The sequence below is a fragment of the Ruegeria sp. F11 genome (assembly GCF_056533855.1).
The window spans coordinates 34299-49558 of the sequence record NZ_JBQFOW010000001.1; the positions used below are offsets into that span (position 1 = coordinate 34299).

The 15260-nt window shown below is 61.2% G+C and carries 15 protein-coding genes; 6 read left to right on the plus strand and 9 right to left on the minus strand.

Going from position 1 to position 15260, the window contains the following annotated elements:
- The first annotated feature begins 2 nt into the window (after window positions 1–2).
- From ACR0NJ_RS00175 to upp, 4 genes are read left to right on the plus strand one after another with little or no spacing between them, the layout of a single operon-like run.
- A complete protein-coding gene (locus ACR0NJ_RS00175; protein ID WP_480815116.1) occupies window positions 3–1310 on the plus strand; it encodes a thymidine phosphorylase in 1308 nt (435 codons plus the stop codon).
- Entirely contained in the window at window positions 1307–2518 is a 1212-nt protein-coding gene (locus tag ACR0NJ_RS00180; RefSeq protein ID WP_480815117.1) for a phosphopentomutase, read from the plus strand. Before ACR0NJ_RS00175 ends, ACR0NJ_RS00180 begins: the two co-directional genes overlap by 4 nt.
- Entirely contained in the window at window positions 2515–3501 is a 987-nt protein-coding gene (locus ACR0NJ_RS00185; protein ID WP_480815118.1) for an adenosine deaminase, read from the plus strand. Before ACR0NJ_RS00180 ends, ACR0NJ_RS00185 begins: the two co-directional genes overlap by 4 nt.
- Window positions 3498–4130 (plus strand): uracil phosphoribosyltransferase, encoded by a 633-nt coding sequence (upp, locus tag ACR0NJ_RS00190; protein ID WP_480815119.1) that lies wholly within the window; start codon window positions 3498–3500, stop codon window positions 4128–4130. The genes ACR0NJ_RS00185 and upp overlap by 4 nt, the downstream gene beginning before the upstream one ends.
- A gap of 5 nt (window positions 4131–4135) precedes the next feature.
- Here upp and ACR0NJ_RS00195 read toward each other — a convergent pair whose 3' ends face one another.
- Window positions 4136–5149: a hypothetical protein gene (locus tag ACR0NJ_RS00195; RefSeq protein WP_480815120.1), complete on the minus strand. Its 1014-nt coding sequence runs from the start codon at window positions 5147–5149 to the stop codon at window positions 4136–4138.
- 88 nt (window positions 5150–5237) lie between these two features.
- Here ACR0NJ_RS00195 and ACR0NJ_RS00200 point away from each other — a divergent pair, with 88 nt between their 5' ends.
- Both ACR0NJ_RS00200 and ACR0NJ_RS00205 read left to right on the plus strand, forming a co-directional pair.
- Entirely contained in the window at window positions 5238–6203 is a 966-nt protein-coding gene (locus tag ACR0NJ_RS00200; protein WP_480815121.1) for a DMT family transporter, read from the plus strand.
- 224 nt (window positions 6204–6427) lie between these two features.
- A complete protein-coding gene (locus ACR0NJ_RS00205) occupies window positions 6428–7204 on the plus strand; it encodes a Hint domain-containing protein (RefSeq protein WP_480815122.1) in 777 nt (258 codons plus the stop codon).
- Between the two features lie 42 nt (window positions 7205–7246).
- On the opposite strand, the gene ACR0NJ_RS00210 is transcribed toward ACR0NJ_RS00205, so the two are convergent.
- The 8 genes from ACR0NJ_RS00210 to ACR0NJ_RS00245 all read right to left on the minus strand — a co-directional run bounded on the left by ACR0NJ_RS00210 (window position 7247) and on the right by ACR0NJ_RS00245 (window position 15211).
- Entirely contained in the window at window positions 7247–9448 is a 2202-nt protein-coding gene (locus ACR0NJ_RS00210) for a 3-hydroxyacyl-CoA dehydrogenase NAD-binding domain-containing protein (protein WP_480815123.1), read from the minus strand.
- On the minus strand, window positions 9441–9929 hold the full coding sequence (locus ACR0NJ_RS00215; RefSeq protein ID WP_480815124.1) for a cupin domain-containing protein: 489 nt from the start codon (window positions 9927–9929) through the stop codon (window positions 9441–9443). The genes ACR0NJ_RS00210 and ACR0NJ_RS00215 overlap by 8 nt, the downstream gene beginning before the upstream one ends.
- Window positions 9929–11140: an acetyl-CoA C-acetyltransferase gene (locus ACR0NJ_RS00220; RefSeq protein WP_480815125.1), complete on the minus strand. Its 1212-nt coding sequence runs from the start codon at window positions 11138–11140 to the stop codon at window positions 9929–9931. The genes ACR0NJ_RS00215 and ACR0NJ_RS00220 overlap by 1 nt, the downstream gene beginning before the upstream one ends.
- Window positions 11141–11151: 11 nt before the next feature.
- Window positions 11152–11790, minus strand: coding sequence for a glutathione S-transferase family protein (locus ACR0NJ_RS00225; protein WP_480815126.1), 639 nt, complete (start codon window positions 11788–11790; stop codon window positions 11152–11154).
- 313 nt (window positions 11791–12103) lie between these two features.
- Window positions 12104–12316 carry a hypothetical protein gene (locus ACR0NJ_RS00230; protein ID WP_480815127.1) on the minus strand — a complete coding sequence of 71 codons (213 nt, stop codon included), beginning with the start codon at window positions 12314–12316 and terminating at the stop codon, window positions 12104–12106.
- A gap of 51 nt (window positions 12317–12367) precedes the next feature.
- Window positions 12368–14149 carry an acyl-CoA dehydrogenase C-terminal domain-containing protein gene (locus tag ACR0NJ_RS00235; protein ID WP_480815128.1) on the minus strand — a complete coding sequence of 594 codons (1782 nt, stop codon included), beginning with the start codon at window positions 14147–14149 and terminating at the stop codon, window positions 12368–12370.
- A gap of 36 nt (window positions 14150–14185) precedes the next feature.
- Window positions 14186–14587, minus strand: a complete 402-nt coding sequence (locus tag ACR0NJ_RS00240) for a MerR family transcriptional regulator (protein ID WP_480613402.1) — start codon at window positions 14585–14587, stop codon at window positions 14186–14188.
- A 255-nt stretch (window positions 14588–14842) separates the two neighbouring features.
- Window positions 14843–15211 (minus strand): MerR family transcriptional regulator, encoded by a 369-nt coding sequence (locus ACR0NJ_RS00245; protein WP_480815129.1) that lies wholly within the window; start codon window positions 15209–15211, stop codon window positions 14843–14845.
- Between the last annotated feature and the right edge of the window lie 49 nt (window positions 15212–15260).

Consider the following 15260-nt stretch of genomic DNA (forward strand, 5'->3'; position numbering starts at 1 on the left):
CCATGGACGCCCGTTCAATCATTGCCAAGCTGCGGCGGAATGAGGTGCCAACCAGCGACGAATTGATCTGGTTCGCGCAAGGTCTGGCCGATAGCAGCATCAGCGACGCGCAGGCCGGGGCTTTTGCCATGGCCGTTTGCATGGGTGGGCTGGGCGCTCAGGGGCGCGCGGATTTGACGGTGGCCATGCGCGACAGTGGCGATGTGCTGAACTGGGACGTGGATGGCCCGGTAATCGACAAGCACTCGACCGGGGGGGTGGGCGACTGCGTCAGCCTTGTGTTGGCTCCGGCATTGGCGGAATGCGGTGCCTATGTGCCGATGATCTCGGGCCGGGGGCTGGGGCATACCGGCGGTACGCTGGACAAGCTCGAGGCCATCCCCGGCGTCAGCACCCAGATCGGGCAGGACCGGCTGGCGCAGATCATGCGCGACCACGGCGCAGCCATCGTTGGCGCAACGGGTCAGATCGCGCCTGCGGACAAGCGGCTTTACGCGGTGCGGGATGTGACGGCGACGGTTGAAAGCCTGGACCTGATCACGGCCTCGATCCTGTCCAAGAAACTGGCCGCCAGCCCGGACGCGCTGGTGCTGGACGTCAAGGTCGGCAGCGGGGCCTTCATGAAAACCTTCGATGACGCGCGCAAGCTGGCCACGGCCCTGACCGAGACGGCAAATGCCGCAGGCTGCCGGACCTCGGCGGTGATCACCGACATGAACCAGCCTTTGGCGCCGGCCTTGGGCAACGCGCTGGAAGTGGCCGAGGTGATGAAGGTTCTGACGGGTGCGTATGACTCCCCGCTGCCGGTAATCTCCGCCGAGTTGGGCGGTGTCCTGCTGGCCGATGCCGGGATGTGCGACACGGTGGAAGAGGGTCGCGCCAGAATCGCCGAGGTGATCCGCGATGGCCGTGCGGCAGAACGGTTCGGCCGGATGATGGCCGCTGTCGGCGGCCCGGTGCAATTTGTCGAGACCTGGGCGCGCTTCCTGCCAGAGGCCAATGTCATTCAGGAGGTTCCTGCCCCAAAGGATGGCTATGTGACCGCCATTGATGGTGAGGCTCTGGGCCTCGCCGTCGTCGCGCTGGGCGGCGGGCGTCAGGTTGAAAGTGACCAGATCGACCCTGCCGTGGGTCTGTCGGATATCGTTCGGTTGGGCGATTGGGTGGCCAAGGGCACCCCGCTGGCCGTTGTCCACGCGGCCCGGGAAGACGCCGCGCGCCTTGCAGCAAACGCCGTGCTGGCCGCCATCCGGGTCGAGGATGCCCCGCCAGAGGTGCCGGACCTTGTGCACGAAAGGATCAGGGCATGACCCGCGCCTTTTTGGTCGTCATGGACTCGGTCGGGATCGGCGGCGCGCCGGATGCAGACCAGTTCTTCAACGGCGATACCCCTGACACCGGTGCCAACACGTTGGCCCATATCGCGCAGGCCTGCGCTGATGGTCGGGCACAAGATGGGCGCTCTGGCCCGCTGCATTTGCCAGATCTGGATGCGTTGGGCCTGGGCGCGGCGGCCCGTCTGGCCTCCGGCGCGGACACACCGGGGCTGACCGCAGAATCCAACGGGCTTTGGGGCTGCGCGCGGGAACATTCGCCGGGCAAGGACACGCCCTCGGGCCATTGGGAACTGGCCGGATTACCGGTTCCGTGGGATTGGCACTATTTCCCGGACACGCAGCCTGCCTTTCCCGCCGACCTCAGCCGCGCCGCTGCCGAAGCTGCAGGGACCGAGGGCATTCTGGGCGACTGCCATGCCTCGGGCACCGCGATCATCGCCGATCTGGGGGCCGAGCACATGCGGACGGGTTGGCCGATCTGCTACACTTCAGCCGACAGCGTGTTCCAGATCGCGGCGCATGAGGAAAGCTTTGGTTTAGACCGCCTGCTGGAGATGTGCCGTGCGCTGGCCCCGCGCCTGCATGAGATGAAGGTGGGCCGGGTCATCGCGCGGCCCTTCGTGGGAACACCCGAACAGGGCTTCACCCGCACCACCAACCGTAAGGATTTCGCCATCCTGCCCCCCGCGCCGGTGCTGACCAACTGGGCGCAGGATGCCGGGCGGCGTGTGCATGCGGTGGGCAAGATTGGCGACATCTTCTCGATGCAGGGGATCGACACGCTGCGCAAAGGCTCGGACGCTGATCTGATGCGCCACCTGTCCGATCTGGTCGATGAGGCCGAAGAGGGCAGCCTGACCTTCGCCAACTTCGTCGAGTTCGATAGCCTCTACGGCCACCGCCGCGACATCAGCGGCTACGCCCGCGCGCTGGAGTGGTTCGACCGCGAAATCGGCGTGATCCTGTCGCGTCTTCGAACCGGCGACCTGATGCTGCTGACCGCCGATCACGGCAACGATCCAAGCTGGACGGGCACTGATCATACCCGCGAACAGGTCCCGGTTCTGGTCGCAGGGCAGGGTGCGGGTCAAATCGGGCAGATCGATTTCGCCGACATCGCTGCCAGCATCGCGCACCATCTGAACATTCCGGCTCAGGGGCCGGGAAAGAGCTTTCTATGACCGTCGCCGACCTGCCCAAGATTGAATTGCACCTGCACCATGAAGGCGCGGCCCCGCCTGCCTTTATCCGCCAGTTGGCCCATGAAAAACGCATCGACCTGAGCGGTATTTTCAAGCCAGACGGCAGCTACGACTTTCGCGATTTCGCTCATTTCCTCAGCGTCTACGAAGCCGCTTGCGAGGTTCTGAAATCGCCCGAGGATTTCCGCCGTCTGACTCTGGCGATTCTCGAAGAAAGCGCCGCGAACGGGGTGGTCTATTCCGAAACCTTCCTCAGCCCCGACTTCTGCGGCGGCGGGGACCTGCACGCTTGGCGCGACTACCTGACCGCCATTCAGGACGCCGCCGACGAAGCCGAACGGAAATACGACATCACATTGCGCGGCGTTGTTACCTGCGTCCGCCATTTCGGCCCGGAACAGGCCAAACGCAGCGCTTTTTGCGCGGCGGAAACCGCCGGGGACTGGGTCACAGGGTTCGGCATGGGCGGCAACGAGTCCATTGGCACGCAGGGCGACTACAAATGGGCATTTGACTGCGCGCGCGAGGCGGGCCTGCGACTGACCACCCATGCCGGAGAATTCGGCGGCCCTGACAGCGTGCGCGACGCCGTTCGCGATCTGGGCGTTGAACGGGTCGGTCACGGTGTGCGCGCCATAGAAGACCCCGATCTGGTCCGCGAACTGGTTGACCGCGGTATCACGCTTGAGGTTTGCCCAGGCTCGAACGTGGTTCTGGGCTTGTTTCCCGATTTCGCCGCACATCCGATTGCGCGGTTGCGCGATGCGGGCGTAAAGGTCACGGTCTCCACCGATGATCCGCCGTTTTTCCACACGACCCTGCGGCAGGAATATGAGATGTTGAACGCGGCCTTTGGCTGGGAGGCTGAAGATTTCGCGGCCCTGAACGAAATGGCCCTGAACGCCGCTTTTTGCGATGAAGACACCCGCGCGCGGGTCAAGAAAAGACTGGAGACATCATGAGCGAACATCTGACCGTCGTCGATCACCCGTTGGTGCAACACAAGCTGACGCTCATGCGGGACAAGGGCACCTCGACCGCCGTGTTCCGGCAGTTGCTGCGCGAGATCACGTTGCTTCTGGCCTATGAGGTCACGCGCGAACTGAAACTGACGACCCGCCATATCGAAACCCCGATGGAGGAGATGGACGCCCCCATTTTGGCCGGCAAGAAACTGGCGCTGGTGTCGATCCTGCGGGCAGGCAACGGGATGCTGGACGGGGTGCTGGAACTGATACCCTCGGCCCGTGTCGGGTTTGTCGGCCTTTACCGTGACGAGGAAACGCTGAAGCCCGTGCAGTATTACTTCAAGGCCCCTGAGGGGTTGAAGGACCGTCTGGTTATCGCCGTCGATCCGATGCTGGCCACCGGCAACAGCTCGGCCGCAGCGATTGATCTGTTGAAAGAAGCCGGAGCGACCGATATCCGTTTCCTCTGCCTGCTGGCCGCGCCCGAAGGCGTCGCCCGCATGAAAGAGGCGCACCCGGATGTGCATATCGTCACCGCCTCTCTGGATCGCGAGTTGAATTCGAAGGGCTACATCATGCCAGGGCTGGGAGACGCGGGCGACCGGATGTTCGGCACCAAGTAATCCGGTTACTCTCCGCAGATATTCTGCAGCCGGACCCAATCGCGGTCAGGCAGAACCTGTTCCAGCGTCCGACCCGCCATCGGGTCGGCCTCGATCAGGCCCAGAACAGTCTCACCTGTGATATCGCGGGCATATGCGTAAGGGGTCGAGGGCAGTGCGGCTTGCGCAAACACGGCCAGCAGCTCTTCATCGCTGAGAGAAGGCCGGGGCTCTGTCAGAACCTGTTCGGTGTAGGTATCGACAATATCCGCCGTCAGCCCTCCGGTCGTGAGCAGCCGAAATGCCGATGAAGCGCCGGTCCGGTCCAGCAGGTCGTCCAGCGGGTCCTGATGTTCGGCCCGCGCGCGCTCGGCGATGATGTAACCGGCGGCGACGGCCGGGTCCTCGTGATCTTCGACCAGCGCGCGGCTTAGCAGAACCGTCCCGCCCGGCAGGCTGAGGCTGTCTTTTACACCCGCAGGCAGGATGATGATCTGGCGCACCCCGGTGCGTTTGGCCAGCCGATCCAGCGAAACCTTCGCGTCCGCGGATGAGCAGGCGCGCCCGGACACACGTTCAATCCGATGTAGGATCGTTTCGCCGATTTCCTGCCGCTTGACCTCGGGCACGACCGAGACGACATGGCTTTGCAGCGCCCCCGGCAACCACAGCAGCAGAACAGCCAGCACCGCCGCGGCAACGCCCCCAACGCTGAGCCAGCGCAGCCGTCCCGGGTGCGGGCGCGAGCGGTCAATGGCGCGTTGCAACCGGTCGATGGCCTCAAGCATCGTGGTTTCGGATTCGGCCAGTTCCAGCGTTTCATCCGGGTCCCCATCGGGGTTGAAGATGGCCGGGTGCGCGCCCGGGTTTTGCCGTTCCAGGGCCGCCAGCGACCAATGGGTCAGCGCCCGGTCGTTGAAATCGGAAATCGTCAGCGTCGCCTCACCAATCGACACCACCACCTCGCGCCGCTGTTCATCGGGCGAGGGGCGCCACAGACCGGTGGCTTCGATCCGCTGGTACTGTTTCAGGGCCGTCATCTGGTTGAGGTCTGCTCGTTTTCGTTTTGCCACAGCTTAGCATGGTGAAATCGCAGGGCGCAAACTTGTTGCGCAGGGTTTTGGAAATGTGCTGGATAGCACGGCGCAACGGATCGAGGCCCACATGCAGCCAGACACACCAACATCGCCGGTTCTGGCCTCGATGCTGATGATCGCGGCGATGGCGATCATCGGGGTGATCGACAATGTCGTGGTCCTGCTGGCGGAACATATCGGTCTGTGGCAGTTCCACCTGAGCCGCGCGCTGTTGATGTTGCCGCTAATCGTCGGGCTGTCCTTGCTTGGGCTTGGGGGGTTGCGGCCCAAACGTCCAGGACCCGTCGCGTTGCGCAGTGTTCTGATCACCTTGGCCATGCTGTTCTATTTCTCATCGCTGGCCCTGATGCCAATTGCGCAGGCGCTGGCGGGGCTGTTTTGTTCGCCGATCTTCGTGCTTTTGATTTCGGCGGTGGCGTTAAGGCAACCCGTTGGCCCGTGGCGCATTCTGGCCGTCCTGCTTGGCTTCGCGGGCATTCTGCTGGTCCTGCAGCCCAACCCGGCCGATTTCGATAGCCGCACCTTGTTGCCCGTCGCAGGAGGGTTTTGCTACGCGCTGAGCGCGATCATCACCCGCACCCATTGCGCGGGTGAAAGCACGGTGGCGCTGCTGGCGGCGATGGTCATCACATTGGGGCTGGCAGGCGGCATTGGGCTGGCGATCTTTACGGCCTTTCCCGTCGCCGTGCCCGACGGGCCAGAAGGGTTCGTAACCCGTGGCTTGATCTGGGAGATGCAACCGGCGGCACCCTGGATCATTCTGCAGGCGGTCGGATCGACAATCGCTGTTTTCATGCTGATCAAAGCCTATCAGGTGGGGGAACCATCCTATGTGGCGGTGTTCGAATACTCGGTGATGATCTTCGGCCCGCTTTTCGCATGGGTCGCTTTCGGCCAGTCGCTTGGCGCGCTGCAGATCGCCGGTATTGGGCTGATTGCGACTGCCGGTGGTCTGCTGGGCTGGCGCGCCCGGGCGTCTGCAGAGCAAAACGCCTAGGTCCTTCGTGCGGGATTGAGCCCCAGATTCGGCGGCCTCATTAAGCTATCGGTTTCCTGTACTAAACCAATGCACGGCTCGCACCCCGCTTTGTTCCCGCCAAAGGGTCCAAAAGCGCCCCAAATGGCGCAAATCAGGCGCAAATATGTCAAAAATAAGCCGTGGCCTGCGGTTCAGTGCTAGAACTTCAGGATCATAAATCAGTGCCAAGGGGGGCTAGGCACGTGTTGGAAGTAGTGAGTATCTCGGATTTTTCCGAGAATGTTGAACATGTAAATACACGCGAAGCGGTCACCGCGCGACGCGGGGGATTCCTGCAAGGCACCAAAGTTGCCACGACCAGCGGTTGGAAACGGATCGAAAGGATTGCCGTTGGCGATCTGGTCCGCACTCTGGATCACGGATTCAAAGAGGTGCGCCGGATTTCCACCAGTTCAGTGACAATCCCAAGGGGCGAGAGGCGGGCGGAGTATCTGCCGGTCTACGTTCCGGCGCGTACCGCGTATAACGGACGGCCTGTGTGGCTGATGCCGGAACAGGGCGTGGCGCTGGATGCCGGTAAGGTCGACGTGGTAGCAGACGGCTGTCCGGTGATACCAGCCCGGATGCTAAGCGGTCTGGGACGGTTGAAATCAAAGGCACCCGAGGCGTCTTTCGATGTGACCAGCCTTTTCTTCGACGAAGACGAAGTGATCTTTGTCGAAGGCGGCCTGCAAGCCTTTTGCCCGTCGGGCCGGTTCAGCATGCGTCGGACGGCAAACCTGAACCGCTTTCAGGTGGCCGACGACGATGCTGCCAGCGCTCTGGTGGATTCGATTGCGCGGCGGGGAGACATGACGGCTTTGGCGAACCCGCTGGGGGCGCTGCCCGCGCCGGTATCAGACAACCCGGTCATTCCGCTGCGCCCGATGAGGGGATGCCGCAGGCCCGGACGGCCCGGACGGCCACCGCAGCCGACCTTGTTTCTGAAGCCAGAGTGGATGATGTTGACCCACCAGTAAAAGATTGACCGGCGCGGGCCATCCCGCGCCGGTTTCGGTTTGTTACGCGGCCCTGGCTTCGGGGTTGAAACGGCCATAGAAGCTTTGGTCTTTTTCGGCCATCTCGCGCAGCAGGGGTGGGCAGGTGAAGCGCTCGCCATAGGCAGCGGCAAGCTGGTCGCAACGCTCGGCAGCGTAAGGCGTGCCGACGATGTCCAGCCATGACAGCGGGCCACCGGACCACGGTGCAAAGCCCCAGCCCAGAATGGCGCCCACGTCGCCTTCGCGGATGTCTTCCAGAACACCTTCTTCCAGCGCGCGCACCGCTTCCAGAACCTGTGCGAACATCAGGCGTTCCTGCACCTCGATCAGGTCGGGCTGATCCTCGGCCAGCGGGTACTTGTCCTGCAGACCTTTCCAGTATTCGACGCGCTTGCCTTTTTCGTCGTAATTGAAAAAGCCCGCATTGGCTTTACGGCCCAGACGCCCCTCGGCCTCCATCCAAAAGATCAGGTCATCGCCCGGACTTTCCGGATACGCATTGCCCATTGCAGCCTTAGTCGCGCGGGCAATTTTGGCCCCCAGATCAATCGAGGTCTCGTCGTTCAACTGGATCGGTCCGACAGGGAAGCCCAACTGACGCGCAGCATTGTCGATCAACACCGGGCTGACGCCCTCGGTGATCATCCGCAGACCCTCGTTGATGTACGGAATAATGCAGCGGTTGGCGTAGAAGAAGCGTGCATCGTTGACCACGATCGGCGTCTTGCGGATCTGGCGCACATAGTCCAGCGCCTTGGCGACGGCGCGATCGCCGGTTTCCTTGCCCTTGATGATTTCGACCAGGAACATCTTCTCAACCGGTGAGAAGAAGTGGATGCCGATGAACTGTTCAGGCCGCACGCTGGCCTTGGCCAGATCGCTGATCGGCAGGGTCGAGGTATTCGAGGCAAAGATGCAATCCTCGGGGATGATCGCTTCGACGCGTCTGGTCATCTCGGCCTTGACGCCCGGGTCTTCGAACACGGCCTCGATGATCAGGTCACAGCCTTTCAGGTGCTCTAGGTCAGGGGTGGCGGTGATCTGCGCCAGCAGGGCCTCTTTCTTCTCAGCCGTGGCTTTGCCGCGCTTGATGCCCTTGTCCATGTAGGTCTCGGAATAGGCTTTGCCCTTGTCGGCGGCTTCTTGATCGCGGTCGATCAGAACAACCTCCATCCCGGCCTGCGCCGAGACCAGCGCAATTCCGGCCCCCATCATGCCCGCGCCCAGAACGCCGACCTTCTTAACCCGCTGATCAGGCACATCCTTGGGCCGCACTGCGCCTTTCTCCAACGCTTCCTTGTTCAGGAACAAGGAGCGGATCATGGCAGACGAGGACGGGTTCATCAGGACATTGGTGAACCACCGCGCCTCAATCCGCAGGGCGGTGTCGAAATCGACCAGCGCGCCTTCGTAGATCGCGCTCAGCAGCGCCTTGGCCGCCGGGAACGCGCCTTGAGTTTTGCCGTTCACCATCGCGCTGGCACCCACGAAGGTCATGAAACCCGCCGGATGGTAAGGCGCGCCACCGGGCATTTTGTAGCCCTTGGCGTCCCACGGTTTGACCAGATCGGCATCCTTGGCGTTCAGAACCCATTCCTTCGCCGCCGCAACCGGATCATCCGCCACTGCGTCGATCAACTGCGCGCCTTTGGCCTTCTTCGGGTCCATCATCTTTCCTTCGAGCAGCACCGGAGCCGCCGCCATCGCGCCCACCATACGGCTGTATCGCATGGTGCCGCCGCCGCCGGGGAAGATGCCGACCATGATTTCTGGCAGGCCGATCTTGGATTTCGGATTGGTGGTCATGACGCGGTGATGACAGGCCAAGGCGATCTCGGTCCCGATCCCCGCGCAGGTGCCGTTGATGGCGCAGGCCATGGGTTTGCCGCCCTTCTTGGTCTTGGGGTCCATCCCCGCCAGTTCCAGCTTGCGTAGGATATGGTGGCCGCCCATGACGAAGTCGAACAGCGCCTGCGCCGGTTCATCGCCTGCTTCCTGACGGATCGTCGCCAGTGTGTTCAGGTCCATACCGCCCGCAAACGAACCTTCCTTGCCGCTGGTGATCACGATGCCTTTGACCTCGTCATCCTCCAACGCCTGGTCGATCAATTGGCTGACCAGTTGGAAGGCCTCGCGGGTCAGGACGTTCATGGATTTGCCCTGTGCGTCCCAAGTGATGAAGGCGACGCCGTCCGCGTCTTTGCTGAGGGTGAAATCAGTCATTGTCATCTCCAATCTGGTCAGCCGTCAGCGGGCTGCCATCCTTGCGGGTGAACGCAAAACCCTCGGGGTCGAACTTCACCATCATGTCTATATCGCTGTAATAGCCGGTCTCGGTCGGGGTCCGGGTGCCCACCACGAGGAATGTCGCGGGCGCATCGGTTTTGTTCACAAGGTGATGGCCGTTGGCCTCACCCGCGGGCCATGCGGCGCAGTCGCCGGGCAGCATCTGGTGCTCACCATCATCGTCGATCAGAGTGCATTCACCGCTGAGCATGATGGCGAACTCGTCCTGCTCCATATGATAATGACGCAGCGAGGACAGGCCGTTTGGCTCCAGCCGCACGATGTTGACTCCGAATTGCGTCAGGCCGTTCGCGTCGCCCAAGGGCTGCACGTATCGGTCGTCACCCGCGCGCGCCAGTTTGCCGGGATAGCCGGACCCGTTCCGAAACGGGATTTTGGAAAGATCGATTTTAGGCATCAGACACGCTCGATAATCGTAGCCGCGCCCATGCCGGACGCGATGCAGAGGGTTGCCAGACCGGTTTCCTTGTCCTGACGCTCCAACTCATCCAGCAGGGTGCCGATGATCATCGCGCCGGTCGCGCCCAGCGGGTGACCCATCGCGATCGAGCCGCCGTTGACGTTGACCAGCGCCGGATCGACGTCGAACGCCTGCTGGAAGCGCAGCACGACCGAGGCGAAGGCTTCGTTCACTTCGAACAAATCCAGATCGCTGATCTTCATGCCATTGTCGGCAAGGATCTTCTCGGTCACGGGCACCGGGCCGGTGAGCATGATCGTCGGATCGGTGCCGATCTTCGCGGTCGCCTTGATGCGCGCGCGTGGTTTCAGGCCGTATTTCTCACCAAATTCCTTGTTGCCGATCAGAACCGCTGCGGCCCCATCCACGATGCCCGAACTGTTGCCCGCATGGTGGATGTGGTTGATTCGCTCAAGATGCGGGTATTTCATCATCGCGACCTTGTCGAAACCGGGCATCTGTTCGCCCATCATCGCAAAGGACGGGTTCAAAGCACCCAGCGACTGCATGTCGGTGCCGGGGCGCATGTACTCATCGCGGTCCAGAATGGTCAGCCCGTTCTGATCCTTGATCGAGATCACCGATTTCTCGAACCGGTTGTCTTCCCATGCAGCTGCCGCGCGTTTCTGAGACTCAACGGCCAGCGCGTCAGCATCATCGCGGCTGAACCCGTATTCGGTTGCAATGATGTCGGCCGAGATACCCTGCGGCACGAAATAGGTCTCCATCGCCAGCGTCGGGTCCACGGCAATCGCGGCACCGTCGCTGCCCATGGCGACGCGACCCATCATCTCGACACCGCCCGCGATATAGGCCTCGCCCGCACCACCTTTGACCTGATTGGCCGCAAGGTTCACGGCCTCCATTCCGCTTGCGCAGAAGCGGTTGATCGCCAGACCGGGGATCGACTGATCCAGATCCGAGGCCAGAACCGCCGAGCGCGCCAGACAGCCACCTTGCTCCATCACCTGCGTGACGTTGCCCCAGATCACATCCTCAACGGCGTGGCCTTCCAGATTGTTGCGCTCTTTCATGGCGTTCAGGGTCAGGGCAGACAGGCGTACCGAGGTCACCTCGTGCAGGCTGCCATCCTTGCGGCCCTTGCCGCGCGGCGTGCGCAGGGCGTCATAGATATAGGCTTCGGTCATGGGTCTTCTCCTCAAGCTCGATCCGACGGATTGCCGGGCATCAGGTCGTATGGGGGTTTCCAGCCCGGCTGTTCGCTCAGGCGCGTCAACCAGGTGTCGATGTTGGGCCAGTCGGCGCGGTCAAAGCCGAACGGTTCGGGGTAATAGAGGTAACCGCAGCAGCTAAGATCGGCATTTGTCACGCCATCTCCAACGATCCAGTCACGACCATCCAGATGGGAATCCAGAACTGCATAGGCGGCTTTCAGGCGACCCTGGTTGAACGCAATGATATCCGCGTTGCGGTGTTCTTCGGGCAGGAAATTGCACAGGAAGCGCGTCATCCCGGCGCCCGAGCTGAGTTTGTGATTGTCCCACAGAACCCAGCGGAAAATATCATAGTTCTCATCACGATCCTTGCCACCGAATTTTCCCGACTTCTCGGTCACATACGCCTGAATCGCACCGGATTGACTGGTGCGGAAATCGCCATCGATCATGACGGGGGCCTCGCCCATTGCATTGACTTCGGCGCGGTATTCGGGGGTGCGGGTTGCACCGTTGAAGAAATCGACAAAGACCGGCTCCCAGTCCAGCCCCGACATCTCTAACGCTAGCGCGGCCTTATAGGAGTTTCCGCTTTCTCCGAAGCAATGCAGTTTGATGGTCATGCGAACGCCCCTCCCGTGGCGTGTGTGGTTATGTCCGAATTTCCGTATTTTTAACGAGAAGAAGGACGGGTTTCGCTTTTTCTCGTAACGATTTCTTAAGGTTGATGCTGTTTCATCCTTTATGCGGTACAGGCTGCGGAGCCGATGACCGTACGAGGAGAAGCCCCGCCGTCCCGGCTGAGTGCCACTTAGTGAGATCAGTTCCCGGATGGCGGGGTGGACGTGCGTCCATATCTTCTTCTTGTCCCAAATACGGCCGCCGGAGGCGGACAGAGCGGATGGAGCATGCTCAGATTTTGTTCGTTGCGCGGATTCACCGTTTGCGCGCCTCAAGCTCGGAATTGAAAATACGCAGCCGGTGAGTCAGGTTGTCCTCATCAATCACGCTGGTGAAATTTTCGAACAGAAAAGACAGCGCCTCGCCTTCGTCCAACCCGGCCTCGCGAGCAAAGCCTTTGAGGCGACGGTAGCCGTCCTCGGTCATGGCGACCGGAAAGCGGCGGGTCAGTCGAAAGCGTTTTGGCATTATGTCTCCTCCGGGACGGGCTCGGGCGGTTAGCCCGAACCCAGACTGAGATCAGAAGTTCGCCGCGTCCAGTGCCATGACCGTGTCTCCGCCCGATTGAATGCGGGTCAGGTGCATTGCAGTCGCGGGCAGGCGGCGGGCCATGTAGAAGCGGCCGGTATTGATCTTGGTCTCGTAGAACTCTGTGTCCGAGGCACCGCCGTCCAGCGCGTCCTGAGCGGCCTTTGCCATCTGCGCCCACATCAGGCCCAGGCAGACATGGCCGAACATATGCATAAAGTCATAGGACCCTGACAGCGCGTTATTCGGGTTTTTCATGCCTTCCTGCATGAAATACATACTCGCAGCCTGCAGATCTTTGGACGCAGCTTTTAGTGGTTCGATGAAGGCCCTGTCATAGCTCTCATCCTTGCCGCCATTCTCTTTGCAGAAGGTTTTGACCATCTCGAAGAAGGCCATGACGTGCTTGCCACCATCCTGAGCCAGCTTGCGGCCCACGAGGTCCAGCGCCTGAACGCCGTTTGCGCCTTCGTAGATCATAGCGATCCGGGCGTCGCGGGTATACTGCGACATACCCCATTCTTCGATGTAGCCATGGCCGCCATAGACCTGCTGCGCCTGAACGGTCATGTCGTAGCCCTGATCGGTCAGGAAGCCCTTGATCACAGGGGTCAGCAGCGAGATCAGCCCGTCCGCATCCGCGTCACCCGAGCGATGCGCCTTGTCGATCATGGTCGCGCCCCACAGGATGAACGCGCGCGCACCCTCGGTGAAGCTTTTCTGATCCATCAGGTTGCGGCGAATGTCCGGGTGAACGATCAGCGGATCGGCAGGCCCGTCAGGGTTCTTCACGCCTGTCACATCGCGGCCCTGCAGTCGGTCCTTGGCGTATTCCAGGGCGTTCTGGAACGCGGCCTCGGCCTGAGACAGGCCCTGCATGCCCACACCCAGACGCGCCTCGTTCATCATCGTGAACATGGCGCGCATGCCCTTGTGTTCCTCGCCCAGCAGCCAGCCGGTCGCCTCGTCATAGTTCATGACGCAGGTCGAATTGCCGTGGATGCCCATCTTCTCTTCGATCTTGCCGACCGACACGCCGTTGCGTTCGCCCAGCGAGCCGTCTTCGTTCACGATGAACTTCGGCACGATGAACAGCGAGACACCTTTGATGCCTTCAGGGCCGCCGGGGATTTTCGCCAGCACCAGATGGATGATGTTGTCGGCCATGTCGTGATCGCCGGACGAGATGAAAATCTTCTGGCCCGAGACCTTATAGCTGCCGTCGCCCTGCGGTTCCGCCTTGGTGCGCATCAGGCCCAGATCGGTGCCGCAATGTGGCTCGGTCAAGTTCATGGTGCCGGTCCATTCACAGCTGACCATGTTGGGCAGGTAGGTGTTCTTCTGCGCGTCGGTGCCATGCGCCAGAATGGCCGAGGCCGCGCCGTGGGTCAGGCCCTGATACATCACAAATGCCTGGTTTGCGCCCGAGAACATCTCGCCCACTGCAGTCCCGATGACATAGGGCATGTTCTGGCCGCCATATTCCTCGGGCATGTCCAGACCGGGCCAGCCGCCTTCCTTCATCTGCTCGAAGGCCTCTTTGAAACCCGTCGGGGTATACACAATACCGTTTTCCAACCGGCACCCTTCAGTGTCGCCGACCACGTTCAGGGGGTGCAGCACGTTCGCTGCCACCTTGCCAGCTTCTTCAAGAACCGCAGCGGTGAAATCGGCCTCAAGCTCGGAATATCCAGGAATATCGGACTCCGAAATTTTCAGAACGTCATGCAGGATGAACTGCGTGTCTTTGGTTGGCGCGTTGTAGACGGGCATGTGAAGCTCCCTTAATTCATATGTCCGGAGGCGGGTTTATTCAGCCGCCTTCTTTTCCTGTTTCATCGAGGCGATAACCTTCTCGCCCCAGCGCAACTGCTCTTTCAATTCGTCGATGGCCTGTGTCAGTTCCTCGCGGCGCGATTCCATGTCGGCCAGACGTTCGCACGCGATCTCATACGTGCGGGACATCTGGGTCACCTGCTGGTCGCCCACATGGTAGAGATCCAGAAGCTGGCGGATTTCCTCCAGGCTGAAACCAAAGCGCTTACCGCGCAGGATCAGCTTGAGCCGCGCCCGGTCGCGTTTGGTGAACAGGCGTTTCTGACCCTCGCGGATTGGAAACAACAGTTCCTTGGCCTCGTAGAACCGCAAGGTACGGGGCGTGACGTCATAGGTCTCGCACATCTCTCGGATGGTCATTACATCTTCGGTCATTCGTCAAACTCTCGTCGCTGGCGTCATGAGCTATGAGTTGCGCAGTCGATATGCGCTTTACAACATGAGAATGACGTTTACGTAATCTAGACGCTGCGTCACTTCAAAGTTGACGTAACTTCCGAATGCGTCAGCAACGATTGGCGCAATTTTCTTTCCCCAACGTCAGGTGTCGGTGCGGGCATTGAAAGGCCTGAAACACGCCACGCCGGGGGCGTCGATACGATCACGATATTCCGAAAAGGGGCAGGGCGATCAGGACAGCGATTTCTCGGTCTGATCGCGCAGACGTTTTAGCTCATCCATTGCTTCATCCAACTGTTTGCGCTGTTGGCGCAGCTCTTCCATCTGCCGGTCGGCCATTTCAACAAAGGTCGCCATCTGCGCCTTGTTGCCCTGATCTTCGTAGATCAGCAGCCATTGGCGAATCTCTTCCAGCGGAAAGCCGAACTTCCTGCCCCGCATGATCAGCTTCATACGAGCGCATTCGCGGGGGCCGTAAAACCGCGAGCGGCCTTCGCGATCGGGCTGCAGAAGTTCAATATATTCGTAGTAGCGCAGGGTGCGTGGTGTTACGTCGAACTCGGCGCACATCTCTTTGAATGACAAACGATTGTCGGACATTCCTGTTCTCCTTGGCGGCAGCGTAGGATGTCGTGGCGGTAAGCGCAAC

What these genes read in the sequence shown, in the direction of transcription:
- ACR0NJ_RS00175 (WP_480815116.1), top strand. Translation starts at nt 3, where the DNA reads ATGGACGCCCGTTCAATCATTGCCAAGCTGCGGCGGAATGAGGTGCCA.
- ACR0NJ_RS00180 (WP_480815117.1), top strand. Translation starts at nt 1,307, where the DNA reads ATGACCCGCGCCTTTTTGGTCGTCATGGACTCGGTCGGGATCGGCGGC.
- ACR0NJ_RS00185 (WP_480815118.1), top strand. Translation starts at nt 2,515, where the DNA reads ATGACCGTCGCCGACCTGCCCAAGATTGAATTGCACCTGCACCATGAA.
- upp (WP_480815119.1), top strand. Translation starts at nt 3,498, where the DNA reads ATGAGCGAACATCTGACCGTCGTCGATCACCCGTTGGTGCAACACAAG.
- ACR0NJ_RS00195 (WP_480815120.1), bottom strand. Translation starts at nt 5,149, where the DNA reads ATGACGGCCCTGAAACAGTACCAGCGGATCGAAGCCACCGGTCTGTGG.
- ACR0NJ_RS00210 (WP_480815123.1), bottom strand. Translation starts at nt 9,448, where the DNA reads ATGACTGATTTCACCCTCAGCAAAGACGCGGACGGCGTCGCCTTCATC.
- ACR0NJ_RS00215 (WP_480815124.1), bottom strand. Translation starts at nt 9,929, where the DNA reads ATGCCTAAAATCGATCTTTCCAAAATCCCGTTTCGGAACGGGTCCGGC.
- ACR0NJ_RS00220 (WP_480815125.1), bottom strand. Translation starts at nt 11,140, where the DNA reads ATGACCGAAGCCTATATCTATGACGCCCTGCGCACGCCGCGCGGCAAG.
- ACR0NJ_RS00225 (WP_480815126.1), bottom strand. Translation starts at nt 11,790, where the DNA reads ATGACCATCAAACTGCATTGCTTCGGAGAAAGCGGAAACTCCTATAAG.
- ACR0NJ_RS00230 (WP_480815127.1), bottom strand. Translation starts at nt 12,316, where the DNA reads ATGCCAAAACGCTTTCGACTGACCCGCCGCTTTCCGGTCGCCATGACC.
- ACR0NJ_RS00235 (WP_480815128.1), bottom strand. Translation starts at nt 14,149, where the DNA reads ATGCCCGTCTACAACGCGCCAACCAAAGACACGCAGTTCATCCTGCAT.
- ACR0NJ_RS00240 (WP_480613402.1), bottom strand. Translation starts at nt 14,587, where the DNA reads ATGACCGAAGATGTAATGACCATCCGAGAGATGTGCGAGACCTATGAC.
- ACR0NJ_RS00245 (WP_480815129.1), bottom strand. Translation starts at nt 15,211, where the DNA reads ATGTCCGACAATCGTTTGTCATTCAAAGAGATGTGCGCCGAGTTCGAC.